Here is a 26,175-nt window from a genome sequence, read left to right as displayed (position 1 = left end):
ATCTGACGAGGATTTTGCAGAGGCTCTCTAACGCCGCAAGCGCTTGCGGCGCAGATAGCGCTCCCACAGCTCGAAAAACAGTTCGCTGAGCAGTGCCAGTGCCGCCGCAGGCAGGGCACCGGCCAGCATCAGTGCGCTGTCGTTCAGCGCCAGGCCCGTCACGATCCGCTCGCCCAGTCCACCCGCGCCAATGAAGGCGGCAATGGTGGCGGTGCCGATGGCAATCGCGCAGGCAGTGCGGATGCCCGCGATGACGGTGGGCATGGCAATCGGCAGCTCCACCCAGCGCATGCGCTGCGGGTGCGTCATGCCCAGGGCCGATCCCGCGTGGCGCAGGCCGGGCGACACCTCGGCCAGGCCCGCGCAGGTGTTGCTCAAGATAGGCAGGATGGAGTACGCCGTCAGCGCCACCAGCGCAGGAATACGCCCGATCATCCCCAACGCGGCAATCAGCACGGCCAACAGCGCCAGCGACGGAATGGTCTGCATGACACCCGCCGCTCCCAACGCCAGCGCACGCAGGCGCGTGTGCGGAAACAACGCAATCCCCGCAGGCACTGCGATCAGTGCCGCAGCCCCTACCGAGAGCAGCACCAGCAGCAGGTGCTGGCCGGTCAGCCGCCACAGGTCATCGGCCACGAGGCGCTGCCACAGCTGTGCCGCAAAGCCGGCGCGGCCACTGGCTGTATCCGTAGCGGGCGCAGCGCCCGTGGCGCCACCTGCCAGAAACTGCTGCGCAATGGCCGCAAAACCCTGGCCTTGCAGCTCTGCCTGCGCGTTCATGTGGATCATGCCTGCCTCGCTGATGCGGCCTGCGAGCGGCTGCAGCGCAGCCCACGCAGCCGGGTGCTTCTGCGGCAGATCCAGCCGGTACAGCAGCACGGCGTCGTAGCGCGGAAAATACTGGCGGTCATCCGCCAGCACCGACAGCCCCAGGTGGTCGATCTTGGCGTCGGTCGTGTAGATGTCCATCACATCGATATGCTGCTGCGCAATGGCCTCGTAGGCGAGGCCATGGTCCAGCCCCTGCGGCTGCGCCTGCAGGCCGTAGCGCTGCGCAAGGCCCTTCCAGCCATCGGCACGGCCCACGAACTCGTTCGACAGCCCATAGCGCAGCGTAGGATGGCGCGCCAGATCGCTCAGGCTGCGAATGCCCAGCTTGTCTGCCAGATCGCGCCGCATCGCCAATGCATAGCCATCATTGAAGCCCAGCGGCACCCCCACCGCCAGCCCCAGCGGCGCCAGTGCGCGGTTCAGATCGGGGAGCGAGGTATGGGCCGCGTCCTTGACGATCTCCTGCGCAATGGTGCCGGTGTATTCGGCATACACGTCGATCTGCCCGCTCTTGAGCGCCTCGTACACGATGGCGGTGTTGCCCAGGCCCTGGCGCACCTCGGTGGTGGTGCCCGCCGCCCGCGCGGTCTGCGCAACGATTTCGGCAAGGATGTACGACTCGGTAAAGCGCTTGGAGCCCACCCGCAAGGGCTCGGCCTGGGCCCAGGCAGACAGCAGCAGACACCAGGCCGACAGGGCGGCCACGAGCAGTGGGTAGGCACGCTTCATCGGGCCACTATAGCAAGTCGTGGGGAGTGCACCTGTAGGTGGTGAGGCTGGGGTGGTAGTTGGTTGCACAGCGCGGTGCGGCGCAGGTGCATGGTTTTCTATTGGGTATTGCTGGCCGGGTCTCGCCCCGGCGGGCGACCCACCTTTCTGTCGCACAGAAAGGTGGGCCAAAGATGCGCCCCTGCTGCCCGCGTCCCTTCGCTTCGCTACAGGCAACCTGCGGTGCGCGGGTGCGGGCTGTACCGCATAACTCACTACGTGCCTACAGCGCTCCGTCCAAACAGATGCGGTAAGTCAGTTCACGATGCAGTTGCACTCTGCGGTGCAACTGCCCAGCCCACACCCTGTGCTCCTCGGCGCAGGCAAAAGGGGGTTGAGAACCAACCCGGGCCATCGCTACGCTCGGCCCGTATGGATGTCTGGCTGTCGGCTTGCTTATCCCTTTTGCATGCGCCTGTGACGTGGTGTTTGCGGGGTGGCACTGGCACCGCAGAGCGCCAGTGCTTCGTTATCTGGCTTGCCGCATCTGTTTGAAGGGAGCGCGTAGCGCGCAGTGAGTTATGCGACACCCCCGCAGATACCACGGCGCAGGCTGCCCGGAGCGAAGCGCAGGGACGCAGGCAGCAGGGCGCATTTCTTTGGGTACTTTCTTGTTGCGAGACAAGAAAGTACCTCGCCCGCCAGGGCGAACTCCCGGCATCTGTGCGCCAGCGCAGAAAAAGAACATCCGCGCCTAACTGGAATCCATAAAACAATAGCTGCCGACGCAAACTACATCTACATCGGCAGCTATTTTTGCTTCAAAGGAATTCAACAACTCAGCGTGGCAGCGCTTCCACTTCCTTGGTCCAGCGGTCAATCAGACGCTTGCGCTCAGCAGATTTGCCGTACTTCTCGAAGTCGTACTTGATCAGCTTGACATCGTCCATGGTCGGAATGCGCGGGTCCATCTTGAACGTCTTATTGGCAGGCACCTGGTAGCTGCCCACCTTCGCGCCCACGGCCTGGCCCTCGGGGCCCATCAGCCAGTCGTAGTACTTCTTGGCGTTGTCCATGTTGCGCGCGCCCTTCACCAGCGCAATGCCGCCCACCTCGTAGCTCGTGCCTTCGCAGGGCGCATGGGTCTTCACGGGGTACTTGTCGGCCTTCCACTTCTCGAAATTGAACATGAAGGTGATGCCCACGCCCACCTCACCCTTGGCCACATTGGGGGCCTGGGCCTGACCGCTGCGGGTGTAGGTCGTGGTGTTCTTGTGGAGTTTCTTGAGGTAGTCAAACGCCTGGTCTTCGCCCATCAGCTGCACCAGCCCGGCGATCACCGTATAGGCCGTGCCGCTGGAGGCGGGGTGCGAAATCTCCACCTCGCCCTTGAACTCGGGCTTGATCACATCGGCCCAGCACAGTGGCTCGGGCAGCTTCTTTTTCTTCAGGATGTCGGTGTTGTAGCCAAAGCCGATGGCCGAGCTGTAGAAACCGCCCACCTGGTTGCCCGACATGGCGTACTGGCGCACGCTCCAGTCGCGCAGGTCGTTGATGTAGGCCGGACGATATTCAGCCAGCAGGCCTTGCTCGGCCGCCTGCAGGAAAGGATCGCCCGTGCCGCCCCACCAGATATCGGTCTTGGGGTTGTTGGCCTCGGCACGCAGCTGGGCAGCGATCTCGCCGGTGCCCTTGTGCGCCTGGTTCACCTTGATGCCGGTCTTCTTGGTGAACTCCTTGGCCGCAGCCTCGCACCAGGGCGCATCGGTGCTGCACAGCGCATTGACCACGCCTTGCGCCTGGGCGCTCGCGGCAAGTGCTGTCAGCACGGCGGCTGCGGAAAGACTGCGGATGTTGAAGGGTGCCATGGGCTTGCTCCTGGTTGTGTTGTCTCAATACGTTGGTAGAACGTTTTTGCGGTCTCGAAATCGGGTGGATGGCAGCATCCCGCCCCAGATGCCAATTGTGACAAATTTATGACAACTTTCGGTGTTTCCCGCGCTGCCTGCTGTGTCACTTGTGCGGTGGCACAATCGCCCCCTTGTTTGATCCCTGTGAGCTGCGGGTGTGTACCGCCTGCAAGAGCCGAAGATGACTGCCTTTTCCGGTGCCCGCCGCACCTTTCACCTGAGTGATTTCGATTTCGAGCTCCCCGCCGAGCTGATTGCCCAACACCCCGCTGCGGAACGCAGCGCCTCGCGCCTTCTGGATGCACGCGAGCCCGAACTGGCAGACCGCCACTTCTACGAACTCCCCGATCTGCTGCAAGCGGGCGACCTGCTGATCTTCAACGACACCCAGGTGATCAAGGCGCGCGTGTTCGGCGAAAAATCCAGCGGCGGCAAGATCGAATTGCTGATCGAACGCGTGCTGGACGGCAATGAAGTCGTTGCCCACATGAAGGTGAGCAAGAAACCGGCCGTGGGCGGCGTTCTGCACATGATGGGCGGCAAGAAGGCCGGCGGTTTTGACGCCGTGCTGATGGGCCGCTGGCCCAACGAGATGGGTGCCCTGTTCCGCCTGCGCCTCGATGGCCCCCATGGCGAAACCCCGTGGGAGCTGATGCAGCAGCACGGCCACATTCCGCTGCCGCCCTACATCGAGCGCGAACAGCAATCGGGCCAGGACCCGAACCAGGCCGAAGACGAAGTGCGCTACCAGACGGTGTTTGCGAAGAACCCCGGCGCAGTGGCAGCCCCCACCGCTGCGCTGCACTTCGACGACAAGGTGCTGGCCGCGCTGGAAGCCAAAGGCGTGGAGCGTGCCAGCGTCACCCTGCACGTTGGCGCAGGCACCTTCCAGCCCGTCAAGACAGAGAACCTCAAAGACCACCAGATGCACAGCGAGTGGTACGACATTCCGCTGCCCACCCTGGCCGCGCTGGAGCGCTGCCGCCAGCGCGGCGGCCGCGTGGTTGCCGTGGGCACCACCACCGTGCGCACGCTCGAATCATGGGCGCGCACCGGCCAGCTCTCGGGCGACACCAACATCTTCATCACGCCCGGCTTTCCCTACCGCGTGGTTGACATGCTGGTCACCAACTTCCACTTGCCCAAAAGCAGTCTGATGATGCTGGTGAGCGCCTTTGCGGGCTACGAACACATCATGGATCTGTACAAGCACGCGGTCGCACACCAGTACCGCTTCTTCAGCTACGGCGACTCGATGCTGCTGCAGCGCAAGAAGCACATGGCAACGGGCGAAGAGCCCCAACCTGGCAGCGAAGAGCCAGCAGCGGCCAACACCGGCACTGCGGCCTGAGGCACTGGCCCATCGCCCACTAAGAGCTGCTGCCTTCAGCAGCTTTTTGTCATTGGGCACTTGTAGCAGCGCTTCCCGAAGCGCCAAAAACATGCAGTTGAACAGGGGAAGATGGGTAGCGCTCAGCCCTGCTGGGCGCTACCCTCATCCGCCGAGGCACCGCCCGCCTGGGTTGACCCGTGCCGCACGTAGACCTGGAAGTCTCCCACCTGCACCACATCGCCAGCAAACAGTATCTTGCGCTTGACCCGCACGCCATTGACCAGGGTACCGTTGGTGCTGTCATGGTCCTCCACCGTCAGAATGCCGAAGCGCTCGCGCAGAAAAAAGGCGCCATGGTGGCGGCTGACGCTGGCATGGTCCATCACGATGGCGCTGCTGGCTTCACGGCCAAAGGTGGAAAAGCCGTCCTCCAGGAACAGCGAGCGCAACGCAAGCCTGTTGTGCTCCTTGATCAGCAATTCGGTGGTCATGGGAAGATCGTTGAAGGTGTTCTGTATCAAATTGCTATTAATTATACTAAGTAGTAAAAATTCCACGGCGCGAAATTCTTGCTACTTAATTGTTAATTAAACAATTTCACAATAAATCACCAAACGCACTCGCTGTCAATATCTGCTGCTTATAGGCAGATAAGTACCTATTTTTCGCCATCCAACCTTGAAGAATCGCGATGGGGAACGGTCAGAAATAGTCGCAGAACCGGCGCCCCGCCACCTCGTGCACCCGCACCGGGATGGCGTACAGGTCGCTCAGTACCTCATTGCAGACCACCGTCTGCGGCGGGCCCTCACGGTACAGGTGGCCGTCCTTCATGGCAATGATGTGGTCTGCGTAGGTGGCCGCAAAATTGATGTCGTGCAACACCACCACCACGGTCTTGCCCGTGTCCTGTACGGCCTGGCGCAGCAGCTTCATCATGCCCACGGCATGGGCCATGTCCAGGTTGTTGAGCGGCTCGTCGAGCAGGATGTAGCGCGTATCCTGGCATAGCACCATGGCAATATAGGCCCGCTGGCGCTGGCCACCCGAGAGTTCGTCGAGAAAGCGCGTCTCCAGCGATTCCAGGTTCAGATAGGCCAGGGCCCGGTCCACATGGGTCTTGTCCTCCGCACTCAGTCGGCCCTTGGAATGCGGAAACCGGCCAAAGGCCACCAGATCGCGCACCGTCAGGCGCAACGCGCTCTGGTTGTCCTGTCGCAGAATGGCCAGAATGCGTGCCAGCGCATCACTGGCCGTGGTGGCAATGTCCTGCCCTTCGATGCGCACCTGGCCCGAGGTCATTGGCACCAGGCGGCTGATCAGGCCCAGGGCGGTCGACTTGCCCGCGCCGTTGGGGCCGATGATGGCGGTGAGCTTGCCTTGCGGAATGCGCAGGTCCACCCCATGCAGCACCGTGGTGGTGCCGTGCGTCTTGCACAGTTTTTCTGTTTCGATCATGACTTTCTGACTCTCCGGCTCTCAATGCCTGGTTTTTCGTACCAGCAGGTAGATGAAGGTGAGCCCGCCCAGAAACTCCACCACGATCGACAGCGAGGTGTTGAAACCAAACATGCGCTCCAGCACCATCTGCCCGCCTACCAGAAGCAAGGCCCCAAGCAGCACGGTGGCCACCAGCGTGTAGCGGTGCTGGTGCGTGTGCATCAGCTGGTAGGCCATGTTGCTCACCAGCAGGCCAAAGAAGGTGACCGGCCCCACCAGCGCGGTCGAGACCGACACCAGAATGGCGATCACAACCAGGATGTCCATCACCGCGCGCTGGTAGTCCACACCCAGGTTGATGGCTACCTCGCGGCCCAGCGCCAGCACATCCAGCACATGGCGCTGGCGCCATACCCACAGGCCCATGGCCGCAATCACCACGAGCGACAGCGCGAGCAGCGGGCGCGAGACGGTGTTGAAGTTGGCAAACAGACGGTCCTGCAGCACCACAAAGTCATTCGGGTCCATCACGCGCCAGACGAAATTGTTCAGGCTGCGAAAGAAGATGCCCGCCACAATGCCCACGAGCAGCAGCAGATGCAGATTGCTGGCCTGCCCGCGAAACAGCCAGACGAACAGCGTGGTGGACAGCACCACCATCAGCCCCACGTTCATGCCAAAGCGCGCCAGCTCGGGTATCTGCATGGCCGCCACCCCCACGGTGAACGCCAGCACCGACTGGATCAGCTGGAACAGCGCGTCAAAGCCCATCACCGCAGGCGTCAGGATGCGGTTGCCCGTCACCGTCTGGAACAGCACCGTCGATATGCCAATTGCAAACGCCACCGTCCATAAGGTGGCCAGCTTGGTACCCCGCAGCGGCAGCACAAAGCTCCATTCAGCCTGCACGTCAATGGTCATGAACAGGCCACTGGCAAACAGCGCAAGCGCCAGCAGCAGCCAGAGGCGACGTACGGGGGTTCCCAACAGCGACAAATTTGCTGCTTTTTTCATAGCTGATGGCGCTTCACCTGCAAGCACTGCAGGCATTTTTTGCATGGATGCCTTGCTCACATCAGCCTCCCATGCGCTTGCGCCGCGCCAGCAGCAGGGCGAGGAACATGGCGCTGCCGATCACACCCATCACCGTGCCGATCGGCACCTCGTAGGGCGCAATCACCAGGCGGCCGATCAGGTCGCAGACAAGCGCCATCAAGGCCCCGGCCCAGGCTACCCACAACACCGATTTGCGCACGTTGTCGCCCACCACCAGCCGCACCAGGTTAGGCACGATCAGGCCGACAAACGGGATGATGCCCACGGTGACGATGACCGATGCCGTGACCACCGACACCACGGCCACGCCCTGCGCCACCAGGCGCTTGTAGTTGAGCCCCAGATTGGTGGCAAAGTCCTGCCCCATGCCGGCCACGGTAAAGCGGTCGGCTGCCACCATGGCCACGACGGTGACCACGAGCGACAGCCACAGCAGCTCGTAGCGGCCTTGCACGATGGCGGAAAAATCCGCCGTCATCCACGAGCGCGCCGTCTGCATCAGATCAAAGCGGTAGGCGATGAAGGTCGTGGCCGACTCGATCACCCCTGACAGCACCAGCCCCACCAGCGGCACGATCAGCGCAGCACGCAGGCGGATGCGCGAGAGCACCGCCAGAAACAGCGCCGTGCCCGCAAGCGCAAACACCGCAGCAAGCCCCATCTTGGCAAAGACCGGCATGTCCGGCCACAGCAGCACGCCCACGAGCATGCCCATGCCTGCGGATTCGGCAGTGCCCATGGTTGACGGCTCCACGTAGTGGTTGCGCGCCAGCATCTGCATCAACAGGCCCGCCACGGCCATGGCGCTGCCCGCCAGCAGCAGCGCCAGCGTGCGCGGCACGCGGCTGGCAACCAGCACCTGCGTGGCCAGGTCGTCTTCGTTGTGCGAGAAAAGGCGCACGATGGTGGCGACCGACACATCGCTCACCCCCACCAGCAGGCTGATGAAGGCCAGAACGGCCAGGGCTGCCACGGCGGGCAGCGCGAAAGCCAGCGGGCGCAGCACCGGGCTGCGCTCGCTGCGTGGCGCTTTCAAAACCATGTCTGTCATGCTGTGGCTCGCGGCAAGGCTGGCTGCAGCCCAGCCATCAGGCTTGGGAGAATGCGTTGATCAGCTGCGTCACATCGTCGTGCAGCGAGCCGGGGCTGGCGTTGCCCAGCAGGTACCAGTTGGCCGAGTTCAGATAGACGATCTGCTTTTTCCTGGCCGCCTTGGTGGCGTTGACCAGCGGGTTGTCCAGCAGCTTGGACGCCGATGCGCCTTCGCGGCCAATGGCGGCATCGCGGTCCAGCACGAACAGCCAGTCGGGATTGGTCTTGAGGATGAATTCAAACGAGATCGCCTGGCCGTGGCCCGCCACCTGGATGTCCTTGTTGGCAGGCGCAATGCCGTACACATCGTGCAGCATGCCAAAGCGCGAGCCAGGGCCGTAGGCGCTGAGCTTGCCGCCATTGGTCATCACCATCAGGCCCGTGCCCTTGCCCGCCGTCAAGCCCTTGAGCTTGTCGATATCGGCCTGCATGGCGGCGATGAGTTCATCCGCCTTGGCCTCGGCGCCCACCATCTGGCCCAGAATCTTCAGGTGCTTGAAAGCGCTTTCCACCGGCTTGGCGTTGTTCACCGTCAGATCAAGCGTTGGGGCAATCTTTGACAGCTCGGGCACCTTCGCTGCCGAACGGCCACCGGCCACGATCACATCGGGATTGAGGCCCTTGACCACTTCGTAGTTGGGCTCGAACAGGCTGCCGATACGGGTGTAGTCCTTGCTGGCGTACTGCTCCAGCACCTGGGGAAACTTGACCACCTCGGGCACGCCCTTGACCTGCGCGCCCAGCGCCCGCAGGCAGTCGAGCGCCGCCATGTCGAACACCAGAATGGTTTTCGGCTTGACGGGAATCTGCACCGCACCATTGGATTGCTGCACCGTGAAGCTTTGCTGTGCCAGGGCCGAGCCCGCCGCCCAGGGCAGGGTCACCAACGCACCCAGCTGCAGGAGCGACTGGCGGCGGTTGACGGAAAACGTCGAAGTCCCCGAAGAAGACAAGGCAAAGCGCGACATGGAACATCCTTTGGTCGGTGAGCTGGCAGCCCATGCATGCATCCGACCCAAGCCCGTATCGCTACGTGATGCTATTGATTGCTCTCCAATTCATAGCTTCTTGCGCCCGCCACATATGCTCCAGCGGTTGATTTACTGGAATGACCGCAAACCCCGCGAAAAAGGGCACCGCTGCACGAGCTTTACGCAAATTAACACGTATGCGAATCATTCTCATTTAATGGTAACACGCTGTTGCCACCTCAACCAAACGCAAGGCCTTTATTCCTGCATGGCGCGTGCGGCTTTGCAGGTGTCGCAGGCCGGACAACAGCGCCACGAAATCGCCTGCCGGGAGCCACGGCAGGCTCGCCAACGGCGGCAGGCTTTTTACAATGGACAAGTCATTGCGCCAGCCCTTCGACTCCGCAGGAGACCGGCTGCCGCGCCTTGCACCAGCCCGCGTGACCTCCCCGACCGCCTCCCCCGCGCCTGTGGCCCTGCGCCCAGGCGATTTGACCGTGACCCCACCCTCCGCGTCAGCGCTGCCTACAGCCCCGGCCGCCGCAGCACCCGCGACCTTGCCATCGCCAGGCGCTCCCCGTCCGGGCAAGGGATCGGCCCTCACCGGCATTGCCATGACGGTTACGGCCTGCGCCTTTTTCTGCCTGCTGGACACCGGCTCCAAGTACGTGGGCGCCATTTTGCCCCTGCTCATGGCGCTATGGCTGCGCTACGTGCTGCAATCGATCTTCACAGTGAGCTGGGGGCTGGCACAGAGCGGTATGGATATCTTCCGCACCACGCACCCGCGCTTTCAGGTGATGCGCGCCGCACTGTTTTGCAGCAGCAATGCCTGCGCCATGATGAGCCTGCGCTACCTGCCGCTGGCCGAGTTCACCGCCGTGGTGGCGATGACGCCGCTCGCCATGACCCTGGTGGCCGCACTGTGGCTGCGCCAGCCGGTGAGTCCTCTGCGCTGGGTGCTGGTGGCCATGGGGTTTATCGGCACGGTGGTCATCATCCGCCCCGGCGGCGCCAATTTCAGCGGCGGCGCCCTCGTCTGGCCCCTGCTGCAACTGGCCGCCAATACGGCCTACCAGATCGTCAGCAGCCAGATGGCCGGCAAGGAACGGCCGCTGACCACGCAGATCTACACCAGCCTGCTCGCCCTGGTGCTGACCACCGCGAGCCTGCCCTGGTTCTGGCAGATGCCCGATACTGCGGCCCTGTGGCTGGGCTCACTCGCCATGGGCGTGGGCAGCACCATTGGCCACTTGATGCTGCTCAAGGCTTACGAACACGCCAAGCCGGCAACCATATCGCCCTTCCTCTACAGCCAGATCCCGTTCGCCGTGTTCTCCGGCTGGCTGCTGTACGGCCACATGCCAGACCATTGGGCGGTGCTGGGGATGGTGGCCATTGCCGTGGGCGGCGCGCTGAGCGCGTGGCTGTCGGTACGGGAATCGCGATAGCTATTTATTTGATAGCATCTTGCGCTTTACAGATAAGCGCCAGAGACGCTTTTATTCATTGTTTTGCTGGCCCCTGATTGCGGCCAGCAAAAAGCCCCGCCAAGGCGGGGCCAGAAACGTTCACAGCGCAGTGCGCATCAAGACGCCAGCTTGCGCACCTTGAAGGCTGCAAAAATCTGCAAGAGGCCGTACACCAGCGCCCCCACGCCAATCCAGATCACGCCGACGATCAAACCGGCCAGCGGCGCGGCCAGCATCAGGCCGCCCAGGATGACGCCCAGCACACCGCCCAGAATCAGCATCCACTCGTTGTCGATCTCCTCGCGCACGCGGATGGCAAATACGATGCGCATCACGCCCGAGACGATGAACCACACCGCCATCACCATGACAATGCTGGCCGCCATCGAGACCGGGTTGGCGATCGCCATCACGCCAAAGGCGAGCGAAATCAGCGCGTAGAGAATCATCCAGCCGCGCGAAACCCCGGCGTTCTTGCCAAATGCGCCAATCAGACCCACTACGCCTTCTGCCACCGCCAGAATGCCGATGGCCCAGGTCATGCTCGCGCCCATCGACAGTGGGTTGACCAGCGCCATCACCCCAAACAGCGCAGAGACGATGCCGAACAGCAAGATCACCCACCAGCTGCGGCCGACGGTGTGCCGCAATGAATCAGACAGTGGAAGATTGGTAGCCATGGTTCACTCCTTGTGGATAAAACCATCCGATTATCCAAAGGCCTGCGCGGGCGGCGCGTCGTCCAATGCCGCGACCTGCCCTGCCAGGGGTTGTGCCGTGGCCTGCCCGCTACATATGGCTGCTGCCGGGGCAAAAAAACGCCGCAGGCAATGGCACTGCGGCGCTGGCTGGGCGTGTTCTCCTGGTCAGTAGGCAACCGCCTGCCCGTCCTTGCGCGGGTCGGAGCCCGCGATGTAGTGGCCGCCCTCTCGCAGAATCAGCTGCGCGCCGCCAAAGGCAAACACGCCATTGCCTTCTTCGACCGTGATCTCATGGCCGCGCGCACGCAGCGCCTCCACCACCTGCGGATCAAACCCGGGCTCGACCGAGACCTTGTTGCCCCCGGTCACGCGCCAGCGCGGAGCGTCGGCAGCAGCCTGCGGGTTCTGGCCGTAGCGCAGCACGCGCACCGCCATCTGTACATGGCCTTGCGATTGCATCGGCCCGCCCATCACGCCAAAGGCCATCTGCGGCGTGCCGTCGGCATTCATCGCAAACGCAGGAATGATGGTGTGCGAAGGCCGTTTGCCCGGCGCCACCTGGTTGGCGTGCCCTGCCTCGGTGGTAAAGCCCGCGCCACGGTTCTGCAGGCTGATGCCAGTGCCCGGCACCACCACGCCCGAGCCAAAACCCATGTAGTTGGACTGGATGAAGGACACCATCATGCCGCTCTCGTCACACGCGCACAGGTACACCGTGCCGCCGGGACGGGGTGCGCCATAGCTGGCCACACGGGCCTTGCTGCGGTCGATCAGCTGCGCACGTTCGGCCAGATAGGCGGGGTTCAGCAGCTCCTGCTGCGGCTTGACGCGCATGTGGTCGATGTCGGCGTTGTATTGCGCCAGATCGGCCAGCGCCAACTTCATCGCCTCGATCTGCAGGTGCACGGTTTCCGCGCTGTCCAGCGGGTCGCTGCCGATGTCCAGGCTATCGAGCATGCCCAGCGCCATCAGCGCGGCGATGCCCTGGCCGTTGGGAGGAATTTCGTGGATCACCGAATCGCCAAACGACTGGGAGACCGTGCCCACCCAGTCGCAGCGGTGCGCGGCCAGGTCTTCGACGGTCATCACGCCGCCGTTGGCCTGGCTGTGCGCGGCCATCTTCTTGGCAAGCGCGCCCCGGTAGAAGGATTCGCCCATGGTGGCGGCAATCTCTTCCAGGGTCTGTGCATGGGCTTCGCTCTTGAACACCTCGCCCGCCTTGGGCGCGCTGCCGCCTGGAGCAAAGCATTCCTGGAAGCCGGGCTGATCGCCCAGCTTGGCCAGCCCCAGCTCCCACAGCCTGGCGATGGTGGGCGAGACGGCAAACCCATGGCGCGCGTAATCGATGGCCGGTTGCGCCACCTGCGCAAAGGGCAGCTTGCCGAAGCGGCGGGACAGCTCGACCCAGGCCGACACCGCGCCCGGCACGGTCACGGCGTTCCAGCCCTTCTCGGGAATGCCGCCCAGCTTGTCGAAGTACCCGGGCGTCCAGCCTGCGGGCGCGCGGCCCGAGGCGTTCAGGCCATGCAGCTCCTTGCCGTCCCATACGATGGCAAAGCCATCGCTGCCAATGCCGCAGCCGGTAGGCTCCACCACCGTCAGGGCCATGGCGGCTGCCAGCGCGGCATCCACCGCATTGCCACCGGCCAGCAGCATGCGCAGGCCGGCTTGCGCCGCCAGCGGCTGCGAGGTGCTGACCACATTGCGGCCCAGCACCGACGAGCGGTGCGATGCATAGGGCAGCGCCCAATCACGGATGGTTGTCATGTCTTTGCCTTCTTATTCCAAAGTAATGTGGTTGTCCTTGATGACCTTGGCCCAGCGCGCGCTGTCAGCCTTCACCATATCGGCAAACTGCGCAGGCGTGCCAGGCTTGGCCACATCGGCGCCCAGCTTGGCCAGATTGGCGGCCACCTCCGGCGTCTGGATCGCCTTGTTGAATGCGGCATTCACCTTGGCCACCAGCTCGGGCTTCATGCCTGCGGGGCCATACACGCCAAACCAGGTGACGGACGAATAGCCCGGCAGGCCGGATTCCGCAATCGTGGGCAGGTCAGGCGCCAGCTTGGTGCGCTGCTCGCTCGTCACCGCCAGCGCACGCAGGCGACCGCTGGCCACGTGCGGCATGCCCGTGGGGATGGAGTCAAACAGCATATGCACCTGGCCGGTGGCCAGATCGCTGATGGACTGCGCCGTGCCCTTGTAAGGCACATGCGTCAGTTGCACGCCCGCCTGCGCCGCAAAGGCAGCGGTGTTCAGGTGCACGATCGTGCCGTTGCCGCTGGTGGCGTAGTTGAGCTTGCCAGGGTTGGCCTTGGCGTAGGCAATCAGCTCCTGCACATTCTTGACGGGCAGCGACGGCGTGACCAGCAACACGCTGGCGGCATCAGCCACATGGGCGATGGGGGTGAAATCCTTGTCTGCCTTGTAGGCCAGCTTGGGCATCAGGTGCGGAGAGATCGCATGCGTGCTGCTGGTGGTAAAGAGCAGCGTATAGCCATCGTTGGGCGCCTTGGCCGCTTCTGCAGTGCCAATGGTGCCGCCTGCGCCCGGGCGGTTGTCGATCACCAGCGACTGGCCCAGCTCGTGCGCTACCTTCTGGGCCACGACGCGCGCCACCAGATCGGTGGCGCCGCTCGCCGGGAAGGGCACGATCACGCGGATGGCATGGTCGGGCCAGCCACCCCCTTGCGCCAGCGCAGCTTGCGGCAGCGCCGCGAAGGCGGCCAGACCCATGAGACTAAGCAAAGCGGCAACTGCGCCCCGGCGCGATGGAGAGCGCTGCATGTGCGGCTGAGGGCTATGGAAGGAGCAGAGAGATGGAGTGGTAGTGCGTGGCATGAGAAGGCTGAAAAAGCAGAAAAGCGGGAAAAGCGTGGCTGACGACGAGGCACTGCGGGGCGCTGAAGGCGTACCGCGCAAGTACCGGATACCAAAAAGCCCTGCCCCGCCATTGGCCCTGCGTGCTTAACGCCAGCCATCGCGCCTACCTGGGTGTTTGTGTGCGCTGCGGTGTGGTGCTTCTGAATCAATTCAAGGCATTGATAGTAAAAGCAGCGGCTGCAAGGCGCCATCACTGATTTGGCAAGGGGTGTTTGCCGATTCGGCAATGCAATAATTGCAATCAGCATATTTTCAGCAACACCGCCATGCCCACGCGCCATCCTTCGCACCTGCAAGACACCGCCCTGCGCTATTTTTTTGAGGTGGTGCAGTGCGGCACGGTCAGTGCAGCTTCAGCCAACCTGCATGTCGCCAGCTCGGCCATCAGCCGCCAGATCAGCGGGCTGGAGGCGCAGCTGGGTACGCCCCTGTTCGAGCGCCATGCGCGTGGCATGGTACCCACGGAGGCCGGGCTCATCGTGGCGCAACTGGCGCGCCGCATCAGCCTCGACGCAGAGCAGGCCATTGATGCCATCAACGCGCTCGACAGCCTGCGCGCGGGCACGGTGCGCATAGCCACCTCCGACGCCTTTGCCAACGAGCTGGTGCCGCAGGCCTGTGCCGCCTTCCAACGCCAGCATCCCGGCGTGCGATTTGAGGTGACCATGGTGCCGACCTTGCAGGTCTCGGCCCGGGTGCTGGCGGGCGATGCCGACATCGGCCTGCGTTTCAGCATGTCGCCGGTGCAGAACATTGCCGTGGTCTACCGCCAGAGCGCCCCCGTGCTGGCTGTGCTGCGGCCCGACCATGCACTGGCCCGGGAAGCCACGCTCACACTGGCCGATCTGGCCCGCCATCCACTGGCGCTGCCTCCAGCCGAAACCACCATCCGCCAGATGATCGACCTCGCCTGCAGCCGCCAGGGCCTGCAGCTCGATGCCGTGCTCACCACCAACCACGCCAAGACCTTGCTGAACTTTGTGCTGCACAGCGGCGGCGTCACCGTATCGAGCGAGGTGGGCGCGCGGCACATGCTGGAAGCGGGCCTGTTGGTCGCCAGACCGCTTTCCGATGCGGGCATGGATTTGCGCGACATCGAAGTGCAGACGCTGGCCGGACGCCAGCTGCCGGTGGCGGCCAAGGCGTTTCTGGAGTTGCTGGTGGCGCAACTGGCGCCTTGACGCCAGACGCTCCTTTTTTATTAGCTACTGGCACCTATCCAACATACGCAATCAGCCAATTTCTTCGGAATTTTGCAAAACTAACCGGCCTGCTGCGCCTCGCGAAACGCCTTGGCCTTGCCAAAGTGGCCGTTGCCGATAAATGGCACCGGCGGCCGCAGCGCGGACAGCGGAGACGGGTGGTTGCTGGTCAGTACCAGATGGCCCCGGTCTTGCGGAATGAAGGCGCGTTTGCTCTGCGCATGGCTGCCCCACAGCATGAAGACCACTGGCCTGTCGCCCTCTGCCACCTGCTGGATGACGGCATCGGTCAGTTGCTCCCAGCCTTTGCCACTGTGGCTGGCAGCCTGACCTTCTTCCACCGTGAGACAGGTGTTGAGCAGCAGCACCCCATGCGTCGCCCACTTGACCAGGCTGCCGCCGGGCTCGGGAAATGGCGGAAACGGCACGCCCAGGTCGCGCTGCATTTCCTTGAAGATGTTCTGCAGCGACGGCGGCATGCGCACGCCGGGCGCCACCGAAAAGGCCAGCCCCTCGGCCTGCCCCCGGCCATGGTACGGATCCTGCCCCAGAATGACCACGCGCACCTCCTCGGGCGGCGTCAGTTCAAGCGCTCGCAACGGTTGCGGCGGGAAAATCACCGCGCCCGCATCCAGGCGCTGCTGCACAAACTGCGTGAGCTGCTGGCCCTTGGGGCTTGCAAAGAAGGCGTCCACCACGGGCTGCCAGCCCGGGGCGACCTGGTGGTTGTGAAAGGCTTCGGTTGTCAATTGCATGGGCCGCATTGTGCACTTTGTGCGCACTTGCCAGTCTGATACAAGGTACAGGGCGGTCGGGATAAACGCAATGCTCAGTGTGCGCCTGCAGACGCACATGCCCCCTGCGCCCGGCTCCAGCTGGCAGGCTGCAACAGCGCCACCAGTCCGCAGGCAAGCGAGCCCTGCCAGTGCACATAGTCGTGACCCGTGCTGTGCTCTACCTGCGTCACGCGGTAGCCTTTGGCGCGCAGCACATCGCCCAGGGTGCGGCTGGTCTCCAGAATGCCCGCCTGGCCGCCGCGTGCGCTTTCATACCGGCCCGCGTCAAAGTAGAACGCCACCGGCAGGCGGGGCGCGGCCTCCCACCAACGGGCCAGTGCATTGGGCGCTTCGCCCTGGGGGGCCCACCAGTACGAGCCCGACAGGCTCAACACCTTGCCAAAGCGCCCGGGGTATTGCAGCGCCACATAGCCGGAGGCCAGGCCGCCATAGCTGGACCCGGCCAGCACCGTGCGCGCCGCAGGCACCTCGATGCCTTGCGCAACAAGCCAGGGCATCAGCTCCTCGCCCATCATGCGGGCAAAGTCAGGGTTGGGCGGCAGTTCCTTGCCGCGCAGCGCGCTGCTGGCATTGGCTACCAGTACCACGGCGGTGCTGGGGACCAGTTGGTCGGCAACCAGGTTGTCCACGATCTGCGGCGTGGGCACGTCGTACAGGTAGGCGTGCGCGTCAAACAGCACCAGCACGCTGCGCTGCGCCGCTGGCGCCTGCGACCAGCCCTTCGGGCGGTAGATCCATACATCGCGCCCGTTGCCCAGGGCTTGCGAGGTAAACCAGTGGCGCTGCAGATCGCCGCGCGGCACGCCTGCGCGCTTCTGGCCCCACGGCTGGGCCGGCGCATCGGCCAGTTGCAGCACGGAGCGGCCCTGGTAGCGATCCACTGGCGGCGCGCCGTCTGCTCCTGCGCCCCAGGTGCGGGCATTGAAGGGGTCGCGCTGCAAGGTGGCGAGAATGCTGCGCCGCTGCTCCAGCGCCGGGGCATCGATATTGGGTACATCGGGCGCAAAGCCGTAGCTCAGCCGCACATCGCTGGGCATCACAAAGCTGGCCCACCACACGTCGGACGCGCCCATGCGCTGGAGTGACTCATGGTTGCCGCTGGGCGACCCGAACAGCCGCACACTGTGCTGCGCGCCGCGCCACACAAAGGTGACAAGGCGCTCGCGCTCGCCCCATGGCTCGACCAACGGCGCGCCCTGTTGCGCCACTTCGCGCCAGAAGGCATCGGTATTGCCTCCAGACTGTAACTGCTGGGCCAGCGCCTGCAGACGTGGGCTTCGCAACGGGCTCTCAGGCAGTTTCACCTGCTGGTCTGCGGCAGGCTGCCAGGCCTGCTCCAGCAGCAGGCGGTATTGGCCGATTCTTGGCGTTTCACCCACAGGCAGAGCGTCATCAGCTATCTTTTTCGAAGCAACATACTCCACATGCGCGGCATCGCTGGCATGCAGCACCAATTGCTCGCCCGCCTGTACCTGCCAGGTAAAGCCCTCGCCCCTGGCATCCTTGCCCAGCAGGCGCCGCACGTGGCGGCCCTGCGCATCCTGCACATCCAGCTGCAGACCGGTGGCATCGATCTCGCCGCGCACCACGCTGCCTGCGGGCAGCGCGCGGGTGTCGAGCTGCCAGCGCTGCTGCGTGCCCGGTGCAAGCCTTCCTTGCACGGCCGTGCCGACTGCCAATACGGAAAAGGACGCAGAGGCCTGGGTGGTCGATGGTGCGGTTTCAGTATTCATGCGGTGGCTCGGAGTGCAAGCCGCCAGCAGGTTGGCAGCAGCCAGTACGGCGGCGATGCGGCACGCGGATTTGCGCCATGACTTCGGATAAGACAAGGTGTCGGCGCACATCAGTAAAGCGCTCGTAGCTATCATTCTTAAAAATCCACAGAGGCGCTGACACGGTAGGTGCGCGGTGCGCCCACGGTCAGGAAGTTGTCGGCAAAGGCGCCCGCCCAGTACTTGCGGTCAAAGGCGTTGTCCACATTGGCGCGGAACACGGTTTTCTTGCCTGCAACCGTGGTGGCATAGCGCGCGCCCAGGTCCACCCGCGTCCAGCTTGGGGCGCGCAAGGTGTTGGCGGCGTTGACCCACTGCTTGCCGGTGTGCACCACGCGGCCGCTCAGCGCGGCGCCGGGCAGGCCCGGAATGTCCCAGTCGCCACCCAGGTTGGCCGTCCAGCGCGCCGCGCCAAAGGCATCGTTGCCGTCGTTCTTGCCACCTTGCGTGCCCGTCAGCCGAGGCTGCAGGTAGGCGATGCCGCCCAGCACACGCAAGCCACGCAGCGCCTCGCCCGAGGTGTTCCATTCCACGCCCCGGTTGCGCTGCTCGCCGCCCAGCTGCAGCGTGTTGGTTGCGCTGTCGATCACGGTCGATGGTTTTTCGATCTGGAACAGCGCCAGCGTATTGGTGAACGCACCAGCACGCCACTTCACGCCCATCTCCATCTGCTTGGTCTTGTAGGGCGGAAATACCTCGCCCGCGTTGGCGTAGGTGGAGCCCACTTCCACGCCTGGGCTCAGGCCCTGGATGTAGTTGGCGTACAGCGATACGTCGTCTCCCCACGGCTTGACGACGAGGCCCACAGCGGGTGTCACGGCTGATTCGTCGTAGCCCTTCATCTTCTGGTGCACGCGCTGGTGGCGCAGGCCCAGCGTCAGCAGCACCTTGTCCTGCGCGAACGAAAGCGTATCGGCCAGCGCCAGGCTGCTGATGTCGTTGTCGTTCTCGCGCCGCATGCCCTGGCGCGCCGGTGCCAGGATGGGGTCGACCGGATCGTAGATGTTGGTGGTGTAGTTGGGGCTGACAGTGATCGGCAGTGCACGGCCGCTTTTCTGGTTCATGAAGTTGTAGGCCACCACCACCTGGTGCTTGACCGCCCCGGTCTCGAAGCTGCCTCGCACGCCGGTCTCCCAGGCAGTGGTGTTGGTGAAGCCTTCGAGGTTGTAGGTCTGGCCGATGGCCGAGCCATCGCCCACCGCATTGAGCACCACGCGCGTGCCCGTGGGCTGGCCTTCGTAGTGGTGCAGCGCGCGGCCCGCGCTGCCGTACAACTGCCAGCGGTCATTCAGGTCAACGCTGCCACGCAGCACCACGCCTTCGTTCTCGACCACCGAATTGACGCCCCGGAACAGGTTGTTGCGGCCATCGGGTGCGGCGATCAGGTGGTCCATCTTGGCAAAGCTCACCATCACCGGGCTGCCATTGTTCATGTGTGCGCGGTAGCGGTAGGCGTCCAGCCCCAGGCTGAAGCGGTCGCCCTGGTAATCGAGCGCCAGCGCGCCCAGGTTGCGGCGGCGTTTCTGGTCGTCCACCGAGGTCTCGCCATTGCCCAGCAGGCCGTTGAAGCGGATGCCCAGGCGGTTTTCGGGCCCGAAGCGGCGCGACACATCGGCATGCGCCTGCCATTGCGAGCCCGAAGTGAAGGAGGTTGTCACCCGTGTGAGCGGCTGGGCAGTGGGCCGCTTGGTGACGATGTTGACCACGCCGCCCACGCCGCCTGCCGGAGACATGCCACTCAGCAATGCGCCCGGCCCCTTGAGCAGCTCGACGCGTTCAATGAACTCCGTAGGGATGTTGCTGTCCGGCGCAATGCCATAGAGGCCATTCATGGCCACCTCGCTGGCATTGATGTCAAAGCCGCGGATCAGGTAGTTCTCGTTGATGTGACCGGTGTTGGTGGTAAAGCGCACCGACGGGTCGTTCTCCAGCACGGCGGCCACGGTGGATACATTTTGGTCCTGCATCAGTTCGCTGCTGTAGGCGGTGATGTTGAAGGGCGCATCGATGGTGTCGACATTGCCCAGCAGGCCCAGGCCTGCAGCCTTGCCCACCTGGCCACCGGGCGCAAGGCGCGGCAGCTGACTCTTGTCTTGCGCGGCCTGCACCTTGACTTCGCTCAAGGTGGACTCCGGCACATTTTGCGCAGAAGAGGAGGCCAGGGGTGCGGATTGCGCCCATGCGGCAGGAGAGATGGCAAGCATGGCGGCAGCCACGCCATGCAGACGACGCGCCTTGCGCGCGCTCAGGAGTTTGGTTTTCAAGATAGACCTCGGCGATGGTGTCATTCCATCTATCCACCCACCCGGCGCGCGAAGACGACACAGCCCTACCCGGTACGGCTGGCAGGTCGTCAGAGCAATCGCTGGGTGGGGAGATGGATCAGGCCTGCTGGCTGGGCACGGCAGAAGTCTGCTTGGCTGAGGCGAGCGTGCGAGTCGCCATCAAGGGCCCCCTGCAGAGCAGCAGAATGGCATGCTGTGGCGATTCGCACCAATGAATGCGAATAATTCTCAATAAAATGTTAACACAGGTTTACAGCGTAAAGGAGCAGTTCACGGCAATATCTGCGCATGCCATCTTCCATTCTCACCTTCGCCAAGGCTGCATTGGCCGCCGCCTGCCTGTCAGCTGCCTCGGTGCATGCCACAACGCAAGCCGCCACGGCCATCGAAATTGACGGCCTGTTTTCGGCCCTGCTCACATCCGGCTGTGAGTTCAACCGCAACGGCAGCTGGTACAACGCCAAACAGGCCAGCCAGCATCTGCAGGGCAAGTACGACTACCTGCTCAAGAAAAAGCTGGTGCCCACGAGCGAAGCCTTCATCGACCACGCCGCCAGCCAAAGCAGCATGTCTAGCAAACCCTACCGGGTGCGCTGCCCCGGCCAGCCCGAGATCGACAGCAAGCAGTGGTTTACCGAGCAACTGGAGCAGATCCGCGCCCGAAAATAGCACCGGTCTTTCCACAAAAAAGAGCTGCTGGCGCACCAGGGTAGCGCGCCAGCAGCTCTTTTTTTGATAGTAAATTAAGCGCGTTCGACCGGATGGGCAAACAAGGCAGCCAGCGCTTCGCCCGGCTCATCCGCACGCATGAACGCCTCCCCCACCAGGAAGGCGTTGATACCGGCATCGCGCATGGTCTTCACATCGTCGCGGGTCATGATGCCCGATTCCGTCACCAGCAGGCGGTCGGCAGGCACGCGCTTTTGCAGATCGAGCGTCGTCTGGATATCCACCTCGAACGTGCGCAGGTTGCGGTTGTTGATGCCCACCAGCGGCGTCTTGAGCTTGAGGGCACGCTCCAGCTCAGCCCCGTCGTGCACTTCCACCAGCACGGCCATGTCCAGGCTGCGTGCGATCTGCTCCATCTCGGCCATCTGCGCATCATCCAGGCAGGCAGCGATCAGCAGCACGCAGTCGGCGCCCATCGCCCGCGATTCATATATCTGATAGGGATCGACCATGAAATCCTTGCGCAGCACCGGCAGCAAAGTGCTGGCACGCGCCTGCTTCAGAAAGTCGGGCTCTCCCTGGAAGAACTGGCGGTCCGTCAGCACCGACAGGCAAGCCGCCGTCGCGTTACCGTGAATTTTGGCCTTGTTGTTGCTATTGCCCACCATGTAGCTTTGTGCAATGTCGGCAGGGTCAAAGTCTGCACGAATCACTCCCTTGCTCGGACTCGCCTTTTTGATCTCGGCAATCACCCCCGCCTCACCGGCTGCAATTTTGGCGCGCAAGGCCCCTACAAAATCGCGCGTCACAACGCGGCTTTCCGCATCGCGGCGCATGCCTTCAAACGACAAGCGCTTTTTCGCTTCAGCGACTTCTTCGACTTTGACGTCGCAGATTTTTTTCAGGATATCGGACATAGGTATTACTTTCTTCAGGCGTTGGCGTACTGCTGAGTGAATGCCACCAGCGCTTTGAGCTTGGCCAGTGCAGCGCCGGTGTCGATTGCCTCGCGCGCGCGCCGCAGGCCGTCTTCGATGGATTCCGCCACATTGGCCGCATAGAGCGCCGCGCCTGCGTTCAGGCAGACGATGTCGCGCGCCGGGCCTTTTTCGCCCTGCAGAATGCCCAGCAGCATGGCTTTGGACTCCTCAGGGTTGTCCACGCGGAAAGCACGGGTGCCAACCATCTGGATACCGAAGTCTTCGGGGTGGATTTCGTACTCGCGCACCACACCGTCCTTCAGCTCGCCCACCAGGGTGCCAGCGCCCAGGCTGATCTCGTCGAGCCCGTCGCGGCCGTACACCACCAGTGCGTGCTCGGCGCCCAGGCGCTGCAGCGCGCGCACCTGGATGCCGACCAGGTCTTCGTGGAACACACCCATCAGGATGTTGGGCGCGCCCGCCGGATTGGTGAGGGGGCCCAGGATGTTGAAGATGGTGCGCACGCCCAGCTCCTTGCGCACGGGCGCCACGTTCTTCATCGCCGGGTGGTGGTTGGGCGCGAACATGAAGCCGATGCCCACCTGCGCAATGCTCTGCGCAATCTGTTCGGGAGCGAGGTTGATGTTGACGCCCAGCGCCTCCATCGCATCGGCACTGCCGGATTTGCTCGATACGCTGCGCCCGCCATGCTTGCTGACCTTGCCGCCAGCAGCCGCGATCACGAAGATGGAGCAGGTGGAGATGTTGAAGGTGTTGGCGCCGTCGCCCCCCGTGCCGACGATGTCGACCAGGTTGCTGCGGTCGTTCACATGCACCTTGTTGGAAAACTCGCGCATCACCTCGGCAGCCGCGCTGATCTCGCCAATGGTTTCCTTCTTGACGCGCAGGCCGGTGAGGATGGATGCCGTCATCACCGGCGAGAGCTCGCCCTTCATGATCATGCGCATCAGATGCAGCATTTCATCGTGGAAGATTTCGCGGTGCTCGATGGTGCGCTGCAGCGCTTCCTGGGGGGTAATCGACATGGAGATTCCTAGAACATTCAAGTGGAGTGAGGCAAATGGAAGCTAGGCCTGCCATCGGCGCTCCGGCTCCAGCCGGTGCAAGAAGGTGGTGAGTGAATCACGTGGCAAGGCCACGCCATGAGGCGCCAGAACACGTCCGGCCGCCCCTCGGTGGTAGGTGCCATGCACGATCAGGTGGTGCAGCATTTCGCTACGCGTCATGCTGCCGGTATCCCCATCGGTAAAGCGGAACCGGATCAGCTCGCCCAGTTGCGCATCCTGCAGGTCTTGTACGTACTGTTCCAGCTGTGCGTCGGAACGGGCCAGACGTGCCTGCAGATCGGCCAGCGTTGGCGTGTCCTCGGTATTGGTCGAGCCGAATTGGTGCACGGCACCCTGCATGTGCGCAGCAAAAATCTGATCGACCACCCAGGTGTGGTTGAGGATGCGGGTGAAGAGGCGCAGTTCATCGGCGGAGAGCAGATGCTGCGACGCCAACCCCAGTTGCACCAATTCCTCGTTGGCCCAGCGCTTGTACGCAAATTGCGAAGCCAGGACGGCGGCGCCAGTCATCAGCGCTGCTCCAGAAAGTTCTTCAGCATGGCGTGGCCGTGCTCGGTCAGAATGCTCTCGGGGTGGAACTGCACGCCCTGGATCGGCAGTGTTTTGTGGCGCACACCCTGGATTTCGCCGTCTTCACTGGTCGCCGTCACTTCCAGACAATCGGGACAGGTGCTGCGCTCGATCACCAGCGAGTGGTAGCGGTTGACGGTAAATTCCTCTGGCAGATCGGCAAACACGCCTTGCTCCGTGGTGTGGATGACACTGGTCTTGCCGTGCATCTGCTGGACCGCGCGGATGATATTGCCGCCAAAGGCTGCGCCAATGGCCTGGTGACCAAGACACACGCCAAGAATGGGCAGTTTGCCAGCAAAGTGCTGGATGGCTTGCACCGAAATTCCCGCCTCCGCCGGGCTGCAGGGCCCGGGGGATATCACCAGCCAGTCCGGTTGGTGGGCGGCAATCTCGTCGAGCGAGGTTTCGTCATTGCGCACCACGACCACATCGACACCCAATTCGCCAAAGTACTGGACGATGTTGTAGGTGAAGCTGTCGTAGTTATCGACCATCAACAGTTTTTTCATCGTCACTCCCTCGGTGTGCCGCCTGCCTGCAGGCGCGCCAGTTCACGGTGTTCATAGGCGATGTAGGCTTCCATCATCGCGCGGTAGATGGCCTCGATCACGTCGGGCTGGCCCCCTTCCAGTGCGGCGCGCTCACGCACGCGGGCAACGATGGTTTCGATACGCTCTTCGTCGCGCACCAGATCGGGGTTGTTCTTGACCTTGGCAGCCTGGGTCATGTAGCCGCCGCGCTCCACCAAGAGCGGCACCAGGATGTCGTCGAGCGCATTCACATGGCAGCGCACGTCGGTCATGGTGTTGCAGTCTTGCACTTTGTCGATAGCGCGGGTCATTCCAATCCTTCCTCTACGAGTTCGGCCGCGCGCAGCAATGCGCGCGCCTTGTGTTCAGTCTCTTTCCATTCCAGCTCGGGCACCGAATCGGCCACCACACCGGCTGCGGCCTGCACATACAGCATGCCGTCCTTGATCACGCCGGTGCGGATGGCAATGGCCAGGTCCATGTCACCGGCATAGCTCAGGTAGCCGCAGGCGCCGCCATAGATGCCACGCTTGACGGGTTCGAGCTGGTCGATCACCTCCATCGCATGCACCTTGGGGGCGCCCGACAGCGTGCCCGCCGGGAAGGTGGCCTTGAGCACATCCATGCTCGTCATGCCGACTTTCAGAATGCCTTCGACATTGCTCACGATGTGCATCACATGGCTGTAGCGCTCCACCGCAAAGGCCTCGGTCACCTTGACGCTGCCAGTCTTGGCGATGCGGCCGATGTCGTTGCGCGCCAGATCGATCAGCATCACATGCTCGGCACGCTCCTTGGGATCGTTCACCAGCTCGTGCTCGGTTGCCTTGTCCTTTTCTGGCGTGGATGCGCGCGGGCGCGTGCCAGCCAGCGGGCGAATGGTGATCTTCTTGGCCACGCCACCTTCGTGCTCGACCTGCTCCTGCCGCACCAGGATCTCGGGGCTGGCCCCCACCACCTGGAAGTCACCAAAGTGGTAGTAATACATGTAAGGGCTGGGATTGAGCGAGCGCAGCGCCCGGTACAGCGAAAGCGGGCTTTCGGTGTAGCGCTTGTGGATGCGCTGGCCCACCTGCACCTGCATGAAGTCGCCTGCAGCAATCATCTCCTTGGCCTCTTCAACGGCACGCAGATAATCCGCCTTGGCAAAGCTACGCTCGGCCGGGTAGCTTTCGCCCGCACGGATGCGTGGCACGCTGACCGAATAGCGCAGTTGCTCCTTGAGCTGGCGCACGCGCTTCTTGGCCTTGCTGTAGGCCTCTGCCTCGCCGGGGTTGGCGTAGACGATCAGGTAGAGCTTGCCCGAGAGGTTGTCGATGACAGCGACCTCTTCGCACTGCAGCAGCATGATGTCAGGCGTGCCCAGGGTATCGGGCGGGCAGCTGTTTTCGAGCTTTTTCTCGATGTAGCGCACGGCGTCGTAGCCAAAGTAACCCGCCAGGCCGCCGCAAAAGCGCGGCAGGCCCGCGCCCAGCGCCACCTTGAAGCGCTGCTGGTACGCAGCGATGAAGTCAAGCGGGTTGCCCTGGTGCGTCTCCACCACCTGGCCGTCGGTCACTACTTCGGTCTTGGCAGCAGCACCAAAACCGGTGGCACGCAGCAGAGTGCGCGCGGGCAGGCCGATAAAGCTGTAGCGGCCAAAGCGCTCACCGCCCACGACGGATTCCAGCAGAAAGCTGTTTTTGCCATCGTCATGCGCGTGGCAGAGCTTCAAATACAGCGATAGAGGTGTTTCGAGATCCGCAAACGCATCAGCGACGAGAGGAATGCGGTTGTAGCCTTGGTTGGCCAGACTTTTGAATTCGAGTTCGGTGATCACGAAGAATCGTCCCCAGCTTTGGCAGCGCACGCTGGATGTGTGCGTATCGTGCGCTGCAGTTCATCTTGGCGGCCATACCGGTCGGCATGGCCTCGGGCGCACGCTGGGGCGTGTCACCCA

23 protein-coding genes are annotated in these 26,175 nt (G+C 63.3%); 4 read left to right on the top strand and 19 right to left on the bottom strand.

Annotated features, from left to right (window positions below; all coding sequences use genetic code 11):
- Positions 1–27: 27 nt before the first annotated feature.
- Together LAD35_RS21185 and LAD35_RS21180 are read right to left on the bottom strand one after the other, a co-directional pair.
- Positions 28–1,563, bottom strand: coding sequence for an ABC transporter permease/substrate-binding protein (locus LAD35_RS21185; protein ID WP_224152912.1), 1,536 nt, complete (start codon positions 1,561–1,563; stop codon positions 28–30).
- Between the two features lie 818 nt (positions 1,564–2,381).
- Positions 2,382–3,410, bottom strand: coding sequence for an ABC transporter substrate-binding protein (locus LAD35_RS21180; RefSeq protein ID WP_224152910.1), 1,029 nt, complete (start codon positions 3,408–3,410; stop codon positions 2,382–2,384).
- 223 nt (positions 3,411–3,633) lie between these two features.
- Here LAD35_RS21180 and queA point away from each other — a divergent pair, with 223 nt between their 5' ends.
- On the top strand, positions 3,634–4,803 hold the full coding sequence (gene queA, locus LAD35_RS21175) for a tRNA preQ1(34) S-adenosylmethionine ribosyltransferase-isomerase QueA (protein ID WP_224152909.1): 1,170 nt from the start codon (positions 3,634–3,636) through the stop codon (positions 4,801–4,803).
- A gap of 122 nt (positions 4,804–4,925) precedes the next feature.
- Here the strand turns inward: queA and LAD35_RS21170 are convergent, their stop codons facing one another.
- The 5 genes from LAD35_RS21170 to LAD35_RS21150 form a co-directional block, all read right to left on the bottom strand.
- Positions 4,926–5,276: an FHA domain-containing protein gene (locus tag LAD35_RS21170; RefSeq protein WP_224152907.1), complete on the bottom strand. Its 351-nt coding sequence runs from the start codon at positions 5,274–5,276 to the stop codon at positions 4,926–4,928.
- A gap of 211 nt (positions 5,277–5,487) precedes the next feature.
- The gene (locus LAD35_RS21165; protein ID WP_224152905.1) at positions 5,488–6,243 is read right to left on the bottom strand and encodes an iron ABC transporter ATP-binding protein; all 756 of its coding nucleotides are present in this window, start codon (positions 6,241–6,243) and stop codon (positions 5,488–5,490) included.
- Positions 6,244–6,264: 21 nt separating this feature from the next.
- Positions 6,265–7,239: an iron chelate uptake ABC transporter family permease subunit gene (locus LAD35_RS21160; protein ID WP_224152903.1), complete on the bottom strand. Its 975-nt coding sequence runs from the start codon at positions 7,237–7,239 to the stop codon at positions 6,265–6,267.
- A 61-nt stretch (positions 7,240–7,300) separates the two neighbouring features.
- Entirely contained in the window at positions 7,301–8,284 is a 984-nt protein-coding gene (locus LAD35_RS21155; protein ID WP_224153212.1) for an ABC transporter permease, read from the bottom strand.
- An 85-nt stretch (positions 8,285–8,369) separates the two neighbouring features.
- The gene (locus LAD35_RS21150; protein ID WP_224152901.1) at positions 8,370–9,341 is read right to left on the bottom strand and encodes a siderophore ABC transporter substrate-binding protein; all 972 of its coding nucleotides are present in this window, start codon (positions 9,339–9,341) and stop codon (positions 8,370–8,372) included.
- Between the two features lie 617 nt (positions 9,342–9,958).
- On the opposite strand from LAD35_RS21150, the gene LAD35_RS21145 reads away from it, so the two are divergent.
- Complete coding sequence (locus LAD35_RS21145) at positions 9,959–10,795, top strand: DMT family transporter (protein ID WP_224153211.1); 837 nt, start codon at positions 9,959–9,961, stop codon at positions 10,793–10,795.
- A gap of 137 nt (positions 10,796–10,932) precedes the next feature.
- On the opposite strand, the gene LAD35_RS21140 is transcribed toward LAD35_RS21145, so the two are convergent.
- From LAD35_RS21140 to LAD35_RS21130, 3 genes are all read right to left on the bottom strand, one after another.
- Complete coding sequence (locus LAD35_RS21140) at positions 10,933–11,496, bottom strand: HdeD family acid-resistance protein (RefSeq protein ID WP_224152900.1); 564 nt, start codon at positions 11,494–11,496, stop codon at positions 10,933–10,935.
- 186 nt (positions 11,497–11,682) lie between these two features.
- Positions 11,683–13,284: a gamma-glutamyltransferase family protein gene (locus LAD35_RS21135; RefSeq protein WP_224152898.1), complete on the bottom strand. Its 1,602-nt coding sequence runs from the start codon at positions 13,282–13,284 to the stop codon at positions 11,683–11,685.
- 12 nt (positions 13,285–13,296) lie between these two features.
- Positions 13,297–14,253, bottom strand: a complete 957-nt coding sequence (locus tag LAD35_RS21130) for a Bug family tripartite tricarboxylate transporter substrate binding protein (protein WP_224152896.1) — start codon at positions 14,251–14,253, stop codon at positions 13,297–13,299.
- 413 nt (positions 14,254–14,666) lie between these two features.
- On the opposite strand from LAD35_RS21130, the gene LAD35_RS21125 reads away from it, so the two are divergent.
- Positions 14,667–15,581, top strand: a complete 915-nt coding sequence (locus LAD35_RS21125; RefSeq protein WP_224153194.1) for a LysR family transcriptional regulator — start codon at positions 14,667–14,669, stop codon at positions 15,579–15,581.
- Between the two features lie 80 nt (positions 15,582–15,661).
- On the opposite strand, the gene LAD35_RS21120 is transcribed toward LAD35_RS21125, so the two are convergent.
- From LAD35_RS21120 to LAD35_RS21110, 3 genes are all read right to left on the bottom strand, one after another.
- A complete protein-coding gene (locus tag LAD35_RS21120; RefSeq protein ID WP_377780475.1) occupies positions 15,662–16,366 on the bottom strand; it encodes a uracil-DNA glycosylase in 705 nt (234 codons plus the stop codon).
- Between the two features lie 65 nt (positions 16,367–16,431).
- On the bottom strand, positions 16,432–18,132 hold the full coding sequence (locus tag LAD35_RS21115; RefSeq protein ID WP_224153192.1) for an enterochelin esterase domain-containing protein: 1,701 nt from the start codon (positions 18,130–18,132) through the stop codon (positions 16,432–16,434).
- Between the two features lie 137 nt (positions 18,133–18,269).
- Positions 18,270–20,375 (bottom strand): TonB-dependent receptor, encoded by a 2,106-nt coding sequence (locus LAD35_RS21110; RefSeq protein ID WP_224153210.1) that lies wholly within the window; start codon positions 20,373–20,375, stop codon positions 18,270–18,272.
- A gap of 369 nt (positions 20,376–20,744) precedes the next feature.
- Here LAD35_RS21110 and LAD35_RS21105 point away from each other — a divergent pair, with 369 nt between their 5' ends.
- Complete coding sequence (locus LAD35_RS21105) at positions 20,745–21,125, top strand: YfeK family protein (protein ID WP_224153191.1); 381 nt, start codon at positions 20,745–20,747, stop codon at positions 21,123–21,125.
- A gap of 74 nt (positions 21,126–21,199) precedes the next feature.
- Here LAD35_RS21105 and trpC read toward each other — a convergent pair whose 3' ends face one another.
- The 6 genes from trpC to trpE are packed head-to-tail and all read right to left on the bottom strand — an operon-like array spanning position 21,200 to position 26,055.
- Positions 21,200–22,042, bottom strand: coding sequence for an indole-3-glycerol phosphate synthase TrpC (trpC, locus tag LAD35_RS21100; RefSeq protein ID WP_224153190.1), 843 nt, complete (start codon positions 22,040–22,042; stop codon positions 21,200–21,202).
- Positions 22,043–22,056: 14 nt separating this feature from the next.
- The gene (trpD, locus tag LAD35_RS21095) at positions 22,057–23,091 is read right to left on the bottom strand and encodes an anthranilate phosphoribosyltransferase (RefSeq protein ID WP_224153189.1); all 1,035 of its coding nucleotides are present in this window, start codon (positions 23,089–23,091) and stop codon (positions 22,057–22,059) included.
- Positions 23,092–23,133: 42 nt separating this feature from the next.
- Positions 23,134–23,643 (bottom strand): DinB family protein, encoded by a 510-nt coding sequence (locus LAD35_RS21090; protein ID WP_224153188.1) that lies wholly within the window; start codon positions 23,641–23,643, stop codon positions 23,134–23,136.
- Positions 23,643–24,215 (bottom strand): anthranilate synthase component II, encoded by a 573-nt coding sequence (locus LAD35_RS21085; protein WP_224153187.1) that lies wholly within the window; start codon positions 24,213–24,215, stop codon positions 23,643–23,645. Before LAD35_RS21085 ends, LAD35_RS21090 begins: the two co-directional genes overlap by 1 nt.
- 2 nt (positions 24,216–24,217) lie before the next feature.
- Positions 24,218–24,547, bottom strand: coding sequence for a chorismate mutase (locus LAD35_RS21080; RefSeq protein WP_224153186.1), 330 nt, complete (start codon positions 24,545–24,547; stop codon positions 24,218–24,220).
- Positions 24,544–26,055, bottom strand: coding sequence for an anthranilate synthase component I (trpE, locus tag LAD35_RS21075; RefSeq protein WP_224153185.1), 1,512 nt, complete (start codon positions 26,053–26,055; stop codon positions 24,544–24,546). The genes LAD35_RS21080 and trpE overlap by 4 nt, the downstream gene beginning before the upstream one ends.
- Positions 26,056–26,175 lie beyond the last annotated feature (120 nt).

This window comes from Comamonas odontotermitis, from assembly GCF_020080045.1.
Lineage (GTDB): Bacteria > Pseudomonadota > Gammaproteobacteria > Burkholderiales > Burkholderiaceae_C > Comamonas > Comamonas odontotermitis.
This window is presented reverse-complemented; position numbering and strand designations above follow the sequence as displayed.